The sequence below is a fragment of the Streptomyces sp. NPDC007189 genome, from assembly GCF_040703635.1.
Lineage (GTDB): Bacteria > Actinomycetota > Actinomycetes > Streptomycetales > Streptomycetaceae > Streptomyces.
In genome coordinates this window covers 1-19118 of record NZ_JBEYEY010000045.1, presented here as the reverse complement: position 1 = coordinate 19118, position 19118 = coordinate 1, and the positions used below count along the sequence as shown (strand labels likewise).

Sequence of the window (19118 nt, the reverse complement as noted above, 5' to 3'; positions counted from 1 at the left end):
CCCGTCACGGTGGACACGAACGACAGCTTCGGCTGCTCGTAGGTCAGGCTCTCGGCGACCTTGCGGAAGTCGGCGAGCATCGGCTCCATCAGCGGGGAGTGGAACGCGTGGCTGACCCGCAGAGCGGTGGCCTTGCGGTCCTGGGCCCGGAAGTGCGCCGCCACCTCTTCGACGGCCTCGGCGGTGCCGGCGATCACCACCGCCTGCGGGCCGTTGACTGCGGCCAGGCCCACGCGCACGTCATCGAGGAACGGCCGGACCTCGTTTTCCGACGCCTGCAGCGACACCATCGCACCGCCCGCCGGAAGGGCCTGCATCAGCCGACCGCGCGCCGCCACCAGACGGCAGGCGTCCGCCAGGGACCACACCCCGGCCACATGCGCGGCGGCGATCTCACCGATCGAGTGACCGGCGAGCACGTCGGGCCGTGCGCCCCACGACTCCAGCAGCCGGAACAGGGCCACTTCCAGGGCGAACAGCGCGGGCTGCGCGTACTCCGTGCGGTTCAGCACCTCCTGGTCCTCGCCGAACACGATCTCCCGCAGCGGACGCGGCAGTTCGGTGTCGAGGTGAGCGCAGGCCGCGTCGAAGGCGTCCGCGAAGACCGGGTACGCCTCGTACAACTCCCGGCCCATGCCCAGGCGCTGGGACCCCTGGCCCGCGAAGAGGAACGCGGTGCGCACATCACGCCGGGCCGAGCCCGTCGCCGCGTTCACCGCCTCCTCACCCGCAGCGACCGCCCGCAGCGCCCGCACCAGATCCTCCCGGCCCGCACCCCACACCACGGCCCGGTGCTCGAACAACGACCGCGACCGCACCAGCGACGACGCCACTCCAGCGACCGCCAGGCTCTCGTCGCCGGTGACGAACTCCGCCAGCCGCCCCGCCTGATCCCGTAGCGCAGCGGCCGTACGACCCGAAACGACCCACGGGATCAGGCCACCGGCGTCACCCGTGACCTCCTCGGGCACCTCCTCGACCGGCGGCTCCGCCAGCACCACGTGCGCGTTCGTGCCGCTGAGCCCGAAGGAGGACACGCCCGCTCGGCGGGTCCGGCCCTCGGTGCGCGGCCACTTGGCGTGGTCGTCAAGGAGTTCCACCGCACCGGCGGACCAGTCCACGTGCGAGGACGGCTGCTCGGCGTGCAGCGTGCGCGGCAGCACACCGTGCTGCAACGCCAGCACCATCTTGATCACACCCGCCACACCCGCGGCAGCCTGCGTGTGACCGATGTTCGACTTCACCGAACCCAGCCACACCGGCCGCTCACGATCCTGGCCGTACGTCGCCAGGATCGCCTGCGCCTCGATCGGGTCACCCAACGACGTGCCCGTGCCATGCGCCTCCACCGCATCCACATCCGACGGCCTCAGCCCCGCCGACGCCAGCGCCTGCCGGATCACCCGCTGCTGCGACGGACCGTTCGGCGCCGTCAGACCATTGGACGCACCGTCCTGGTTCACCGCACTGCCGGCCACCACCGCCAGCACCCGGCGCCCCGACGCCCGCGCATCCGACAACCGCTCCACCAGCACCAGACCAGCACCCTCGGAGAACCCGGCACCATCCGCCGCGTCCGAGAACGCCTTGCACCGGCCATCCGACGCCAGACCCCGCTGCCGCGAGAAGTCCAGGAACAGACCCGGAGTCGACATCACCGTCACACCACCGGCCAGCGCCAGGTCGCACTCCCCCGCCCGCAGCGCCTGCACGGCGAGGTGGAGGGCGACCAGGGCGGCGGAGCAGGCGGTGTCGACGGTGACCGCGGGGCCTTCCAGGCCGAGCACGTAGGAGACGCGGCCGGAGACGATGCTCGCGGCGTTGCCGGTGCCGAGGTGGCCGCCGACGTCCTCGCCGGAGGCGACGAGGAGCGGGGTGTAGTCGTTGCCGTTGGTGCCGGCGAAGACGCCGGTGCGGGAGCCGCGCAGAGTCGTCGGGTCGATCCCGGCGCGTTCGAACGCCTCCCAGGCCAACTCCAGCAGCAGCCGCTGCTGGGGGTCCATCGCCAGCGCCTCGCGCGGGGAGACGCCGAAGAAGCCGGGGTCGAAGCCGGCCATGTCCCGCAGGAATCCGCCTTCGCGGGCGGTGCAGGTGCCGGGGTGGTCGGGGTCGGGGTGGTAGAGGTTGTCGACGTCCCAGCCGCGGTCCGCCGGGAACGGTGCGATGGCGTCGGTGCCGTCGGCGAGCAGCCGCCAGAACTCCTCCGGGGAGTCGGCGCCGCCGGGGAAGCGGCAGCTCATCGCGGTGATGACGATCGGGTCGTCGCCGGTCGCGGTCGAGGTGGCGGCGGGGCCCGCCGGGGCGGGCAGCCGGTCGTCGCCGCCCGTGGTGTCGCCGAGTTCGGCGAGCAGCATGCGGGCGAGGTCGGCGCAGTTGGGGTGGTCGAAGACCAGGGTGGCGGGCAGGCGCAGCCCGGTGATCCTGTTCATGCCGTTGCGGAGTTCGACGGCGCTCAGCGAGTCGAAGCCGAGGTCGCTGAAGGCGCGGGTCGGCTCGACGGCCTGCGGTCCGGGATAGCCGAGGACGGTGGCGACGTAGCCGCGGACGACGTCGAGGACGGCGTCGGCGCGTTCGGCGCCGGTCAGTCCGGCCAGGTGGCGGACGAGCGCGGGCCGGTCCCCGTCGGTGGCGTCCGCGCCGAAGGCGTCGGCCGCGTTCTGCCCGGACGCGGTGCCGTGCGCGGGGGCGAGGCCGCGCTGGGCGTCGGGCAGGTCGCGCAGCAGGGCGCTGGGGCGGGAGCCGGTGAAGGCGGGTGCGAAGCGTTCCCAGCCGATGTCGGTGACCGCGAGGTAGGTCTCGCCGTGGTCGAGTGCCTGCTGCAGTGCCTGGCAGGCCAGTTCGGGCTGCATGTCGTAGACGCCGTAGCGGCGCAGGCGTTCGCCGACGGCGCCCTCGCCCATGCCGCCGTCGGCCCAGTGGCCCCAGGCGACGGCGGTGGCGGGCAGGCCCTCTGCGCGGCGCCGGGCGGCGAGCGCGTCGAGGAAGGCGTTGCCGGGGGCGTAGTTGCCCAGGCCGGGGCCGCTGATGGTGCCGGACGTCGAGGAGAACAGGACGAACGCGGACAGATCCAGGCCGGCGGTCAGTTCGTGCAGGTGGACGGCGGCAGTGGCCTTGGTGCGCAGCACCGGGTCCATGCGGCCGGCGTCGAGGGCGTCGATGACGCCGTCGTCGAGGTGCCCGGCGACGTGCAGCACCGCGTCGAGCGGCTGGTCCTCGGGGATCGTGTCGAGCAGGGCGCGCAGGGCGTCCCGGTCGGTGACGTCGCAGGCGGCGATGGTGACGCGGCCGGCGCCGAGGGCGGTCAGTTCGTCGCGCAGCTCGGCCGCTCCGGGCGCGTCGGCGCCGCGGCGGCTGGTGAGCAGCAGGTGGTCGGCGCCGAGGGAGGCGAGCCAGCGGGAGACGTGTCCGCCGACCGCGCCGGTGCCGCCGGTGACGAGGACGGTGCCGCGCGGGCGCCACGGCTCGCCGGGCGGGGTGGCGCCGGCGAGCGGGGCGCGGTGCAGTCGTCGGCCGTAGGTGCCGGAGGCGCGTACGGCGGTCTGGTCCTCGCCGTCGGGGCGGGCGAGCAGCGCGCACAGCCGGTCACCGGCGCGCCGGTCGAGGTCGGCGGGCAGGTCGATCAGGCCGCCCCAGCGGTCGGAGTGTTCGAGGGCGGCGACCCGGCCGAGGCCCCAGACCAGGGCCTGGGGTGCGCTGAGGACGTGCTCCGCGCCGGTGACGGCGACGGCGCCGCGGGTGGCGCACCACAGGGGTGCGGTGATCCCGAGGTCGCCGAGCGCCTGGAGCAGGGCGAGGGTGCCGGCGAGGCCGGCGGGCACGGACGGGTGGTCGCGGTGCGGGGTCTCGTCGAGCGCGAGGAGCGACAGGACGCCGCCCAGGTCGTCCGCGGTGAGGGCGTCTCGGTCGCCGGTGCCGGTGAGGGCGTCGGTGAGCAGGGCGGCCAGGCCCGTGCGGTCGCTGCCGGGGGCGGCGCCGTCGACGGTGACGACGCGTACGGGGACGCCGTGGCCGGTGAGGGCCTGCCGGGTGGCGTCGGCCAGCGGGTGACCGGCGGCGGGCACGGCGAGGAGCCAGGTGCCGGCCGGGGGTGCGCCCGCGGTGTCCTGGGTGAGCGGGGTCCAGCCGACGGTGTAGCGCCAGCCGTCGACGGTGGACTGCACCCTGCTGTTGCGCCGCCAGGCGGACAGCGCGGGCAGCACCTCGCGCAGCGGGGTGTCGCCGCCGAGGTCGAGGGTGGCGGTGAGGGCCTGGAGGTCCTGTTCCTCCACGGTCCGCCAGAAGCGGCTCTCCACCTCGTCGGTGGCGCCGGCGTCGGGGCCGGCGGCGGTGTCGGCGAGGTCGTCCCGCAGTTCGGGCCAGAACCGCGTCCGCTGGAAGGCGTAGGTGGGCAGGTCGACGCGGCGGGCGCCGGTGCCGGCGAAGACGCTGTGCCAGTCGACGTGGACGCCCTGCGTGTAGGCCTCGGCGAGGGAGGTCAGGAACCGGTCGTGGCCGCCCTGGTCGCGGCGCAGGGTGCCGAGGACGACGGCGTCGGCGGCGGCGTCCTCGATGGTCTCGCGCAGCCCGAACGCGACGACGGGGTGCGGGGACACCTCGATGAAAGCGCGGTGGCCGGCCGCGAGGAGGCCGCGCACGGCGTCCTCGAAGCGGACGGTCTCGCGCAGGTTGGTGTACCAGTAGGCGGCGTCGAGGACGGTGTCGTCGTCGAGCCAGTCGCCGGTCACCGAGGACCGGAAGGGGATGTCGGCGGGGCGGGGCTCGAGCCCGGTGAGCGCGTCGAGGATCCGGCCGCGCAGGGGTTCGACGTGCGTGGAGTGGCTGCCGTAGTCGACGGCGACCTTGCGGGCCTGGACGCCTTCGCCGGTCAGTTCGGCGAACAGTTCGTCCAGGGCGTCGGCGGCGCCGGAGACGACGACCGAGCCGGGGCCGTTGACGGCGGCCACGGCGAGCCGGTCGCCGAAGCGCTCCAGCCGCGGGCGCACCTGGTCGGCGGGGAGCGGCACGGACATCATGCCGCCGTCACCGGCGATCGCGGTGATCGCCTTGCTGCGCAGGGCGGCCACGCGGGCGCCGTCCTGAAGGGACAGCGCGCCGGCGACGACGGCCGCGGCGATCTCGCCCTGGCTGTGTCCGACGACCGCGGCGGGTTCGACGCCGTGCGCGCGCCACAGGTGGGCGAGGGAGACCATGACGGCCCACAGGACAGGCTGGACGACGTCCACCCGGTCGAGGTCGGGCGCGTCCGGCCCGCCGCGCAGGGCGGCGGTCAGCGACCAGTCCACCCAGGGGGCGAGGGCTTCCTCGCACTCGGCGATCCGGCGGGCGAACTCCGGTGCGGTGCCGAGGAGTTCGCGGCCCATGCCGGGCCACTGGGCGCCCTGGCCGGGGAAGACGAGGACGGGTCCGGTGCCGCGCCGGTCGACGCCGCGGACGACGTCGCTGACCATGCGGTCCTCGGCGAGGTCGCGCAGGCCGCGCTCCAGGCCGTCGAGGTCGGCGGCGAGGACGACGGCGCGGTGCTCGAACGCGGTGCGCGTGGTGGCCAGCGAGAGCGCCAGGTCGGCGAGGCCGGCGCCGGGGTGTTCGCGCAGGTGCGCGAGGAGCCGGCCGGCCTGCGCGCGCAGCCCCTCGGAGGTGCGGGCGGACAGCGGCGCGGGGACGAGCGGCAGCTGCGCGGCGCGCTCGGCGTCGTCGCCCTGGCCGGTCTCGTGCGCACGGCTCCCGGCGGTGTCGTCGGGGGCCTGCTGGAGGATGACGTGCGCGTTGGTGCCGCTCATGCCGAAGGAGGAGACGCCGGCACGGCGCGGGCGGCCCGTCCCGGGCCACGGCACGGCCTCCTCCAGCAGCCGTACGGTACCCGCGGACCAGTCGACCTCGGGGGTCGGCGTCTCGGCGTACAGGGTGGCCGGGAGGACGCCGTGACGCAGGGCCATGACCATCTTGATGACGCCGCCGACACCGGCCGCCGCCTGCGCGTGGCCGATGTTGGACTTCAGCGAGCCGAGCCACAGCGGCCGGTCCGCGGGCCGGTCCTGGCCGTAGACGGCGATCAGGGCCTGCGCCTCGATCGGGTCGCCGAGGGTGGTGCCGGTGCCGTGGGCCTCGACGGCGTCGACGTCGGCCGGGGCGAGGCCGCCGGCGGCCAGGGCGGCGCGGATGACGCGCTGCTGGGAGGGGCCGTTGGGCGCGGTCAGGCCGTTGGAGGCGCCGTCCTGGTTGAGGGCGCTGCCCTGGACGACGGCGAGGACCGGGTGGCCGTGGCGCCGGGCGTCGGAGAGCCGTTCGAGGACGACCATGCCGACGCCCTCGGCCCAGCTGGCGCCGTCGGCGTCCGCGGAGAACGGCTTGCAGCGGCCGTCCTCGGCGAGCGCGCGCTGCCGGCTGAACTCGATGAGCGAGCCCGGCGTCGACATCACGGTGACACCGCCCGCGAGCGCCAGGTCGCACTCGCCCTGGCGCAGGGACTGCACGGCGAGGTGCAGGGCGACGAGGGAGGAGGAGCAGGCGGTGTCGACGGAGAGCGCCGGTCCCTCGAGGCCGAGGGCGTAGGCGATGCGGCCGGACAGGACGCTCGGCGAGTTGCCGGTGCCGATGTACCCCTCGAAGCTGTCCTTCGCGGCGCCGAGGATGCCGACGTAGTCCTGGTAGGTGACGCCGGCGAAGACGCCGGTGAGGCTGCCGCGCCGGGACGCCGGGTCGATGCCGGCCCGCTCCAGCGCCTCCCAGGAGGTCTCCAGCAGCAGCCGCTGCTGCGGGTCCATCGCCAGCGCCTCACGCGGGGAGATGCCGAAGAAGCCGGGGTCGAAGTGGCTCGCGTTGTGCAGGAAGCCGCCTTCGCGGGCGTAGCAGGTGCCCGGGTTGTCGGGGTCCGGGTGGTACAGCTTCGCCAGGTCCCAGCCGCGGTCGGTGGGGAACGGCGAGATGCCGTCGCCCCGGTTGACCACCAGCTCCCACAGCTCCTCCGGGCTGGTGATGCCGCCCGGGTAGCGGCAGGCCATGCCGACCACGACGACCGGGTCGTCGTCCAGGCGGGCGCGGGCGGCGACGGGCGCCTCCAAGTCGGTTGCCGTGCCGAAGAGTTCGGTGTCGAGGTGCGCGGCGAGCGCGAGGGGGGTGGGGTGGTCGAAGACGAGGGTGGCGGGCAGCAGGACGCCGAGGTCGGCGCTGAGCCGGTTGCGCAGTTCGACGGCGGTGATGGAGGCGAACCCGAGGTCCTTGAAGACCCGGCCGGGTTCCACCTCGTCGACGTCGGCGTAGTTCAGGACGGCGGCCGCGGTGCGGCGGACGAGGTCCAGCAGGACGCGCTGCCGTTCGGCGGCGGAACGGCCGTCGAGCCGGTCCACGAGCCCCGTGCCCTGAGCCGCGTCCCCGGAGTCGTCGGCGGCGCGACGGCGCCGCGCACGGGCGGGAGCGGTGGTGGGCGCGGAGTCCGTACGGCCGGGGCTCTCCGCCGGGGCCTGCTCGGCGACGGCGGCGGGGCGCAGCCGCAGGGAGTCGACGGTGAGGACGGGCCGGCCGGAGGTGTCGGCGGCGAGCAGGGTCAGCGTGTTCTCGCCGGACCGGGTGAGCCGCACCCGCAGGGTGCCGGCGCCGTCGGCGTGGAGGGTGGCGCGCTGCCACGCGAACAGCAGCAGTCCGTCGTCGAGCCCGGCGGGCAGGCCGAGTCCGAGGGGCTGCAGGGCCGCGTCGAGCAGCGCCGGGTGCAGGCCGAACCGCCGCGCGCTGTCCCGCTCCCCGTCGGGGAGGGAGACCTCGGCGTACACGTCGTCGCCGTGCCGCCATACGGCGCTCAGCGCGCGGAACGCCGGGCCGTACACCGGGCCGGCGCCGGCGGCGAGACGGTCGTAGAGGTCGCCGATCTCGACGGGTTCGGCACCGGCGGGGGGCCACTCGGCGAGCGGCGTGTCCGTCTGCGCGGTGGTGGTGCCGGCGGGCGCGAGCAGCCCCTCGGCGTGGCGCGTCCAGACGGTCCGGTCGTCCGGCGTGTCGTCAGCACCGGAGTAGACGGCGACGGGCCGGGTGCCGCGTGCGTCGGGTTCGCCGACGCGGACCTGGAGGCGGACCGCGCCGCGCTCGGGCACGGTCAGCGGCGCCTGCAAGGTGAGGTCGCGCACCTCGTCGCAGCCCACCTGGTCGCCCGCGTGGACGGCGAGTTCCAGGAAGGCGGTGCTGGGCACGACGGCGTGGCCGCCGAGCCGGTGGTCAGCCAGCCACGGCTGGGACCGCAGCGACAGCCGTCCGGTGAGGACGACCGCGTCGCTGTCCGCGGCCCGCACGGCGGCCGCGAGCAGCGGGTGGCCGGTGGCGTCGAGCCCCAGCGCCGAGGCGTCACCGGAACCGGCGGGCACCTCAAGCCAGTAGCGGCGGCGCTGGAAGGCGTAGGTGGGCAGCGCGGTCCGCGGCGCCCGGGCCAGGGCGGGCAGGACGGCCGTCCAGTCGACGTCCGCGCCATGGGTGAACAGCGCGGAGGCGGCCTCCAGCAGGGCGCGCGGCTCGGGACGGTCGTCGCGCAGCGCGGGCACGTGCAGGGCTTCGGCCAGGTCCGGGCAGGACGCGGCCAGGGTGGCCAGGGTGGAGTCGGGGCCGAGTTCCAGGCAGCGGGTGACGTGCTGGGCGGCGAGCGCGGTCACCCCGTCGGCGAAGCGCACCGCGTCCCTGACGTGCCGCACCCAGTACTCGGCGGAGGTCAGTTCCTCGGTGGTGGCGGGCGCCCCGGTGACGTCGGAGACGACGGGGATCCGGGGCGCGGCGTACGACAGGGTCTCGGCGACGGCACGGAAGTCGGCGAGGACCGGTTCCATCAGCGGGGAGTGGAAGGCGTGGCTGACGCGCAGCCGCCGGGTGCGCCGGCCGAGCGCCTCGACGGCGGCGGCGACCTCCCGCACCGCGTCCTCGGTGCCGGACACCACGAGGGAGAGCGGCCCGTTGACGGCGGCGATGCCGGCCTCGGCCTCACGGCCGGCGAGCAGCGGCAGGACCTCCTCCTCCGATGCCTGCAGCGACACCATCGCCCCGCCGACGGGGAGGGCCTGCATCAGCCGGCCGCGCGCGGCGACGAGCCGGCACGCGTCCGCCAGCGACCACACCCCGGCCACATGCGCGGCGGCCAGCTCACCGATGGAGTGCCCCAGCAGCACGTCCGGGCGCACACCCCACGACTCCAGCAGCCGGAACAGGGCCACTTCGAAGGCGAAGAGGGCGGGCTGCGCGAACTCGGTGCGGTTCAGGGTCTCCTGGTCCTCGCCGAACACGACCTCACGCAGCGGGCGCGGCAGTTCGGTGTCCAGGTGAGCGCAGGCCGCGTCGAAGGCGTCCGCGAAGACCGGATAGGTCTCGTACAACTCACGGCCCATACCGACGCGTTGCGAGCCCTGACCGGCGAACAGGAAGGCGGTGCGGCCATCGGTGAGCGCCGAGCCGACGACGGCGCCGGCCGCCGCCTCGTCCCCGGCGACCGCGCGCAGTCCGCGCAGGAGTTCGTCGCGGTCGGCGCCGAGGACGACGGCTCGGTGTTCGAACACCGAGCGGGTGCGGACGAGGGACGCGGCGACCTCGATCTCGGCGGTGCCGGGGCGCGCCTCGACGAAACCGGCCAGCTGCTCGGCCTGGGCGCGCAGCGCGGCGCGGGTACGGCCGGACACGAGCCAGGGCAGCAGGGGCGGCTCGGGGGTGATGGCGAAGGACTCGTCGGCCGGTGCGGGTTCCGGCTGCTCCAGGACCACGTGGGCGTTGGTGCCGGACACGCCGAACGCGGACACACCGGCGCGGCGGGGACGACCCTCGGACTGCGGCCAGTCGGTGTTCTCCGTCAGCAGGGCGACGTCACCGGCCGACCAGTCGACGTGCGAGGACGGCTCGTCCACGTGCAGGGTGCGCGGCAGCACTCCGTGCCGCAGGGCGAGCACCATCTTGATGACACCGGCGACACCGGCGGCGGCCTGCGTGTGCCCGATGTTCGACTTCAACGAGCCGAGGTACAGCGGTCGTTCGCGGTCCTGGCCGTACGTGGCGAGCAGGGCTTGCGCTTCGATCGGGTCGCCGAGCGTCGTGCCGGTGCCGTGGGCCTCGACGGCGTCCACGTCGGCCGGGGTCAGGCCCGCCGACGCCAGGGCGGCGCGGATGACGCGCTGCTGGGCGGGCCCGTTGGGCGCGGTGAGCCCGTTGGACGCGCCGTCCTGGTTGACGGCCGAACCGGCGATCACCGCCAGCACGTCGTGCCCGTTGCGACGGGCGTCGGACAGCCGTTCGACGACGAGGACGCCGACACCCTCGGCCCAGCCGGTGCCGTCGGCATCGTCGGAGAACGCCTTGCACCGGCCGTCCGCCGCGAGCCCGCCCTGCGCGCTGAACTCGACGAAGGCGCCCGGGTCGGCGAGCACCGTGACGCCGCCCACCAGGGCGAGGTCGCACTCGCCGGACCGCAGGGACTGCGCGGCGAGGTGCAGCGCGACGAGGGAGGACGAGCAGGCGGTGTCGACGGTGACGGCCGGCCCCTCGAAGCCGAAGGTGTAGGCGACACGGCCGGAGACCACGCTGCCGGCGACACCGGTCAGCAGCTGTCCGTCGAGCCCCTCGGGCACCTCGCGCAGTCCGGCGCCGTAGCCGGAGCTGCCGGCGCCGACGAACACGCCGGTACGGCTGCCGTGCAGCGAGTCCGGCCGGATGGCGGCGTGCTCCAGCGCCTCCCAGGACGCCTCCAGCAGCAGCCGCTGCTGCGGGTCGACGGCGAGGGCCTCGCGGGGCGAGATGCCGAAGAAGCCGGGGTCGAACTGCGCGGCGTCAGCGAGGAAACCGCCGGCGCGGGTGTGGCTGCGGCCTCGGCGGCCACCGTCACCATCGCCGCCACCGTCACCGTCGGTGTCGCTTCCGCCGCCGGTGGAGCCGTAGAGCGCGTCGAGGTCCCAGCCGCGGTCGGTGGGGAACTCCGAGATCGCGTCCGTTCCCTCGACGACCAGGCGCCACAGGTCGTCCGGGCCGCTCACACCGCCGGGCAGGCGGCAGGCCATGCCGACGATGACCACCGGGTCGTCCGTGGTCGAGGTGGCGGCGACGGGCAGCCGTCCGGCTTCCTGCGTGCCGTGGTCGTCAGCGAACAGTTCCCGATGCAGCAGGCGGGCGAGGGCGGCCGGGGTCGGGTGGTCGAAGACGAGGGTGCTGGGCAGCTTCAGACCGGTCTCGGCGGAGAGCCGGTTGCGCAGCTCGACAGCGGTCAGGGAGTCGAAGCCGAGGTCGCGGAAGGACCGGGTGGCCTCCACCGCACCGACGCCGGTGTGCCCGAGCACGGCGGCGGCAGCGCCGCGCACCAACTCCAGTAGCTCACGGTCGAGTTCGGGGCCCGACAGGCCGGCGAACCGGTCACGCAGGTCCGAACCGTCCGTGTCGCCGGCACCGGTGCCCGAGATCTCGGCGGTGGCCGCCTGTGCCTCGGGTACGCCGGTCAGCAGGGCGCTGGGACGCACGCTGGTGTACGCCGGGGTGAACCGGGCCCAGTCCACATCCGCGACCACGACCACCGGTTCGGCACCGGACACGACCCGGCCCAGCGCCCGCACCGCACGCGCCGGCTCCAACGCCACCAGACCCCGCCGCCGCAACGCCTCCACAGCCTCCACGCCGGCCGCCATACCGCTCTCAGCCCACGGCCCCCACGCCACCGACGTACCCGCAAGCCCACGCGCACGACGCGCCTGCACCAGCCCGTCCAGGAAGGCATTGGCCGCCGCATAACCGGCCTGACCACCACTGCCCCACACACCGGCGATGGAAGAGAACACCACGAACGCGTCAAGCGCCCGCTCCCCCAACGCAGCGTCGAGGTTCACGGCACCGGTCACCTTGCCCGCCCACACCTCGGCAAGCTCCTCGGCCGTCATCTCCTCCAGCGGCACATTCACCACCGCACCGGCCGCGTGCACGACCGCATCCACCGGATACTCGGCGAGAAGAGCCTCCACCGCTTGGCGGTCGGCCACATCGCAGGCGGTGATCGTCACCCGCGCGCCGGTGGCCGCCAGCTCATCCCGCAACTCAGCGGCGCCCGGGGCATCGAGGCCACGGCGGCTGACGAGCAGCAGGTGCTCGGCACCATTCTCGGCAGCCCAGCGGGCCACGTGGGCGCCCAACGCGCCCGTACCCCCGGTGATCAGGATCGCGCCACGCGGCCGCCACACAGCCGCATCCGCGGCAGCCGCGGGCACCCGCTCCAGCCGGCGCCCGAACACCCCCGACGCCCGCACCGCCACCTGATCCTCATCACCCACACCAGCCAACACCGCCGCGAGACGGCCCGCCGTACGGCCGTCGACCAGCGAGGGCAGGTCGATCAGGCCGCCCCAGCGACCGGACGCCTCCAGCGCGGCCACACGGCCCAGGCCCCAGACGGCGGCCTGTACGGCGTCCACGGCACCGTCGGACCGGCCCACCGACACAGCGGCACGGGTCACCACCCACAGCGGTGCCGTCACGTCGGCGTCGTCCAGAGCTTGGACAAGGGTGAGGCAGGCCGAGACGGCCAAGGGGGCAGCGTCGCCCCGGCCTTCGTTCGTGAGGGACAGCAGGGACACCACGCCCGCGACCGGTCCGACATCTTCGAGGCGCGCGGCCAGCTCGGCACGGTCCGCACCGGTCTCGTGCGTCAGTCGCTCCACCTCGGCGCCGCGGGCGGTGAGCGCGTCGATCACCGACTGCGCCCAGGTCTCATCGGCGTGTGCGGCCGGCTCGATCACCAGCCAGCGCCCGGGGAGGGTGGCGGAGGCGGGGACGTCGGCGAGGGGCCGCCAGTCGATGCGGTACCGCAGGGCGTCCAGGTCGGCCTCTTCGCGGCTCCGGCGGCGCCAGGAGGTCAGGGCGGGCAGCACCGCGCCCACGACATCCCGCTCCAGGTCCAACTCCCCCGCCAGCGACTCCAGATCCTCCCGCTCGACCGCCTCCCAGAACCGGGCGTCGATCTCGCCACCCGTTCCGACGGCGGCCTTCGGCTGCGCGGGAGCCGGCCAGTACGTCTCGTGCTGGAAGGCGTACGTCGGCAGCTCCACCGGCTCCACGGCCGGGAACGCCCGCGACCAGTCGACCTCGGCGCCGCGGGTGAACGCGGCGGCCACCGCTGACACCACGGACACGGCTTCCGAACGGTCCTTGCGCAGTACCGGGACGAACAGCTTTCCGTCCTCGACACAGTCCTGACCGAGCGCCGTGAGGGCGCCGTCGGGGCCGAGTTCCAGGAAGCGTGCGGTGGCGTGCTCGTCGGCCAGCGTGCGCAGGGCGTCGGCGTAGCGGACGGTACGGCGGACGTGGTCGACCCAGTACTCCGGGGAGGTCAGCTCCTCGACTGTGGCGGACACACCGGTCACCGTGGAGACGATGGGCAGCTTGGGACGATCGTACGACAGGCTCCGCGCGACCTCGCGGAAGTCGGCGAGCATCGGCTCCATGAGCGGGGAGTGGAAGGCGTGGCTCACGCGCAGAGCGGTGACCTTGCGGCCCTGGGCACGGAAGCGCTCGGCGATCTCTTCGACAGCCTCTGCGGCACCCGAAATCACCACCGCCTGCGGGCCGTTGACCGCCGCTATGCCCACCTGCTCACCGAGCAGCGGCAGCACCTCGTCCTCCGAGGCCTGCACCGCCACCATCGCACCCCCTGCCGGGAGCGCCTGCATCAACCGCCCGCGCGCTGCTACCAGGCGGCACGCATCGGCCAGCGACCACACACCAGCCACATGCGCGGCCGCGATCTCGCCGATCGAGTGACCGGCCAGAACGTCCGGGCGCACACCCCACGACTCCAGCAGCCGGAACAGGGCGACTTCCAAGGCGAACAGCGCGGGCTGCGCGTACTCGGTCCGGTTCAGCGCCTCGGCATCCTCGCCGAACACCATCTCCCGCAGCGGGCGCGGCAGTTCGGTGTCCAGGTGAGCGCACACAGCGTCGAAGGCGTCCGCGAAGACGGGGTACTCGTCATACAACTCCCGGCCCATGCCCAGGCGTTGCGATCCCTGACCGGCGAACAGGAAGGCCGTACGACCGCCCTCACCGACGTCACCGATCACCGCACCCACGCCGGCCGACTCACCGGCGGCAACGGACCGCAGGCCGCTCAGCAACTCCTCCCGGTCGGCACCCCACACCACGGCCCGGTGCTCGAACACCGACCGCGACCGCACCAGCGCCGCACCCACCGCAACCGGCGACACCCCGGCCCGCTCGGACACGAACTCCGCCAGCCGTCCGGCCTGCGCCCGCAGAGCCTCACGGCTGCGCCCGGACACCACCCACGGCACCAACGACGGCACCGGACCGGTCTCAACGACCGTGCGCTCCTCACCCACGGGCTGTTCGAGGACGACGTGGGCGTTGGTGCCACTCACGCCGAAGGCCGAGACGGCGGCGCGGCGCGGTCGGTCACCGTCGAGCGACCACTCCTGGTCGTCGGTGAGCAGTTCGACGGCGCCGGCCGACCAGTCGACCCGGGACGACGGCTCCTCCGCATGCAGCGTGCGCGGTAGCACCCCGTGCTGCATCGCCAGGACCATCTTGATGACGCCGGCGACACCGGCGGCGGCCTGCGTGTGACCGATGTTCGACTTCACCGAGCCCAGCCACAACGGCCGTTCACGGTCCTGGCCGTACGTCGCGATGAGCGCCTGCGCTTCGATGGGATCGCCCAGGGAGGTGCCGGTGCCGTGCGCCTCGACCGCGTCGACGTCCGACGGCTTGAGCCCGGCGCTCGCGAGGGCCGCCCGGATGACGCGCTGCTGCGAGGGACCGTTGGGCGCGGTGAGCCCGTTCGAAGCGCCGTCCTGGTTGACCGCGCTGCCCCGGACCACCGCCAGCACCCGGTGCCCGTTGCTGCGCGCGTCGGAGAGCCGCTCCACGACAAGGACACCGACGCCCTCGCCCCAGCCGGTGCCGTCCGCACCCTGAGCGAACGCCTTGCACCGACCATCCACCGCGAGCCCCCGCTGCCGGGAGAACTCCACGAACGCACCCGGCGTCGACATCACCGTCACACCGCCCGCGAGCGCCAAGTCGCACTCACCCGCACGCAGCGCCTGCACCGCCAGATGCAACGCCACCAGCGACGACGAACACGCCGTGTCCACCGTCACCGCCGGACCCTCAAGCCCCAGCACATACGACACCCGGCCCGACAGCACCGACGCCGCGTTCCCCGTGCCCACATGGCCCTCGAAGTCCTCACCCGAGGCCAGCAGCACACCCGTGTAGTCCTGACCATTCGTACCGGCGAAGACACCGGTACGGCTCCCCCGCAGACCACCCGGAGCGATACCCGCCCGCTCCAACGCCTCCCATGACGTCTCCAACAAAAGCCGCTGCTGCGGATCCGCCGCCAACGCCTCCCGCGGACTCATCCCGAAGAAGCCGGCATCGAAGCGGCCCGCGCCGTCGAGGAAGGCGCCCACGTCGACCATGGTGGTTCCCGGTCGGGTGCCCTCCGGGTCGTACAGGGCGGACAGGTCCCAGCCGCGTTCGGCCGGGAAGGGGCCCACCGCGTCACCGCCCTCCGAGAGCAGCCGCCACAACCCCTCCGGGTCACTCACCCCACCCGGGAAACGGCACGCCATCCCCACGATCACCACCGGATCGTCCGAGACCGCCACGGCCGCCGTGGACGACGGCTCCGCGTCCACCCCCTCCCCCAGCAGCTGCTCGCGCAAATACCGCGCCAGCGCCACCGGCGTCGGATAGTCGAACACCACGGTCGCGGCGAGGCCGGAGACGCCCGTCAGGGTGACGAGGGTATTGCGCAGTTCGACAGCGGTCAGGGAGTCGATGCCCAGGTCGCGGAAGGCGCGCTCGGCGGTGACGGACTCGGGGTTCGAATAGCCGAGGACGGCGGCGGCGCAGGACTGGACGGTCTCCAGCAGGACGCGGTCCTGTTCGGCGGGGGTGAGTCCGGTCAGCCGGCCGAGGAGACCGGCGCGGTCGTCGGGGCCGGTGCGCTCGGACACGGCACCCGTGCCCTCGAAGGCCGCCCGTGCTTCCGGCAGGGACGCGATGAGCGGGCTGGGGCGTGTCGTGGTGAACGCCGGGGCGAAGTCGGCCCAGTTGAGGTCGGCGACGACGACGGAGGGCGCCGGGTGGGCGGCCGTACGGGCGAGGACGTCCAGGGCGGTGTCGCCGGTGAGTGGGAGGACTCCGCCGCGCCGCATGCGGGCGACGGAGGCGGTGTCGTCGGCCATGCCGCCGTCGGCCCACGGGCCCCAGGCGATGGAGGTGGCGGTCAGTCCGGCCGCGCGGCGGCGCTCGGCGAGCGCGTCGAGGAAGGCGTTGGCCGCCGCGTAGTTGCCCTGGCCGGCCGCGCCGACGCTGCCGGCGAAGGAGGAGAAGAGGACGAAGGCATCCAGGTCCAGGTCGCGGGTCAGCTCGTCCAGGTGCAGCGCGCCCAGCGCCTTGGTGCGCAGGACGCCGGCGAACCGCTCCGGGGACAGGGCGTCGATCACGCCGTCGTCCAGGACGCCCGCCGTGTGAACCACAGCATCAACCGGGTGCTCGGCAAGGAGGGCGGCCAGAGCCTCGCGGTCCGCCACGTCGCAGGCGGTGACGGTCACGCGCGCACCGGCAGCCTGCAGTTCGTCCCGCAGGCCGGCCGCGCCCGGCGCGTCCATGCCGCGCCGGCTCACCAGCACTACGTGCTCGGCACCCTGCTCCGCGGCCCAGCGGGCCACCCGCGCGCCCAGCGCGCCCGTGCCGCCGGTGATGAGCACCGTCCCGCGCGGCTGCCACGCGGCGGCCTCGGCGGCCGGGGTGACGCGTTCGAGGCGGCGGCCGAAGACGCCCGAGGGGCGGACGGCGACCTGGTCCTCGTCGGCGGCGCCGCCGGCCAGCACGGAGACGAGCCGCTGCGCGGCGCGACGGTCGAGGGTGTCGGGCAGGTCGATCACACCGCCCCACCGGTCCGGGTACTCCAACGCGGCCACCCGGCCCAGACCCCACACCGCACCCTGCACCGGATCCGGAGCACCGTCCGAACGGCCCACCGACACCGCACCCCGCGTCAGCACCCACACCCGGCCGCCCACACCGGCGTCCCCGCACGCCTGCAGCAGCGTGGCGACGGTTCCGCAGACCTGGGCCGCATCGGCGTCGGTCGTGGGCGTGACGAGGACGACGCCCGAGACGCCGGCGGCGGCCCGGTTCGTCAACTCGGCGGTGAACGCGGCGCGTTCGGGCGTGGCCGGGAGTTCGAGGACGGTGGTTTCGGCTCCGCGCGCGGAAAGGGCCGTCCGCAGGGTGCCGGTGCGGTCGTCGCGGGTCGTGCCCTCGGGGACCAGAAGGAGCCATCGGCCGGAGAGCGCGGTGTCGGAGGACGGGTCGAGCGGCTGCCAGTGCGGCCGGTACAGCCACGCGTCGGTGCGTGCGCGTTCCTGGCGGCGGCGCCGCCACGACGACAGGGCGGGGACGACTCCGTCCAGGGACTCCGCGGTGAGGCCGAGGGAGGCGGCGAGGGTACCGAGGTCGCCGCGGTCCACGGCGTCCCAGAACTCGGCGTCGGCGCCGTCGGCGGCCGGTCGTGTGCCGGGTGTGCCAGTGCCGGTGGTGGGCTGTCCGTGGTCCGCGAGCCAGTAGCGGCGGTGCCGGAAGGCGTAGGTGGGCAGGTCGACCCGTTGGCCACCGGGCACGACGGCCGCCCAGTCGACGGGGGTGCCGTGGGCGTGGAGGCGGGCCAGCGCCGTGACGGCGGAGGCGGGCTCGTCGCGGTCCTTGCGCAGGGTCGCCGTGAACAGGGTCGCTTCGCCGCCGCCCGTCTGGGTCGCGGCCTCGGGGGTGTTCTGGGCGAGCGCGGTGAGGGTGCCGTCGGGACCGAGTTCCAGGTAGCGGGTGACGCCGCGGGCGGCGAGGGTGCGTACGGCGTCGGCGAAGCGGACGCTCTGGCGGACGTGGCGCACCCAGTACTCGGGGGAGCGCAGTTCCTCGGCGGTGGCGGTGGTGCCGGTGACGGTGGAGACGACCGGGAGGACGGGTTCCGCGTAGTCGAGGCTCTCGGCGACGGCGCGGAACTCGGCCAGCATCGGTTCCATCAGCGGCGAGTGGAAGGCGTGGCTCACGCGCAGGGCGGTCGTCTTGCGGCCCTGGCCGCGGAAGTGTACGGCGATGCGCTCCACGGCGTCCGCCGCACCCGAGACGACCACGGCCTGGGGGCCGTTGACCGCGGCGATGCCCACATCCTCACCGTCGCCGAGGAGGGGCAGCACCTCGTCCTCGGCGGCCTGGAGGGAGACCATGGCGCCGCCCTCGGGCAGCGCCTGCATCAGCCGGCCGCGCGCGGCGACCAGGCGGGTGGCGTCCGCCAGCGACCACACCCCGGCCAGATGCGCGGCGGCGATCTCACCGATCGAGTGACCGGCGAGCACATCGGGCCGCACACCCCACGACTCCAGCAGCCGGAACAGGGCGACTTCGAGGGCGAACAGGGCGGGCTGGGCGCACTCGGTGCGGTTCAGCAGCTCCGCGTCCTCACCGAAGACGATCTCACGCAGGCTGAACGGCAGTTCGGCGTCCACCGCGTCGAAGGCGGCGGCGAACACGGGGTACGTGTCGTACAACTCCCGGCCCATACCGAGCCGTTGGGAGCCCTGCCCCGCGAACAGGAAGACCGTACGGCCGTCGGGCTGGGCGGTGCCGGTGACGATGCCGTCGGCACGCTCCCCGTCGGCGAGGGCGGTGAGCCCCGCGACGAGGTCGGCGTTCCCGGTGCCGATGACGGCGGCGCGGTACGGCAGCGCGGAACGGTGGGCGGCGAGCGACCAGGCGAGGTCGATGGGGCTGATGTCGGGGTGTTCCCGCAGGTGGGCGAGGAGGCGGGTGGCCTGCGCGGGCAGGGCGTCCGGGGTGCCCGTGGACAGCACCCACGGCAGCACGCGCTCACCGACGGGCGTCGTCGCGGCCTCACGGCCCTCATCGGACTGGGTGCCCTCGGGGCCTTCCTCGCGTGGCGCTTCCTCCAGGACCGCGTGGGCGTTGGTGCCGCTCACACCGAAGGCCGACACGGCGGCGCGGCGCGGCCGGTCCTCGTACGACGGCCACTCCTGAACCTCGGTGAGCAGCTCGACAGCGCCCGCCGACCAGTCGACGTGCGAGGACGGCTCGTCCACGTGCAG

The 19118-nt window shown here is 74.6% G+C and carries 1 protein-coding gene; it reads right to left on the bottom strand.

Translation table 11 applies throughout. The features are described from left to right. Nucleotides 1-19118, bottom strand: a 19118-nt coding sequence (locus tag AB0950_RS39440) for a type I polyketide synthase (RefSeq protein ID WP_366780697.1), incomplete at both ends; no start/stop codon positions are given.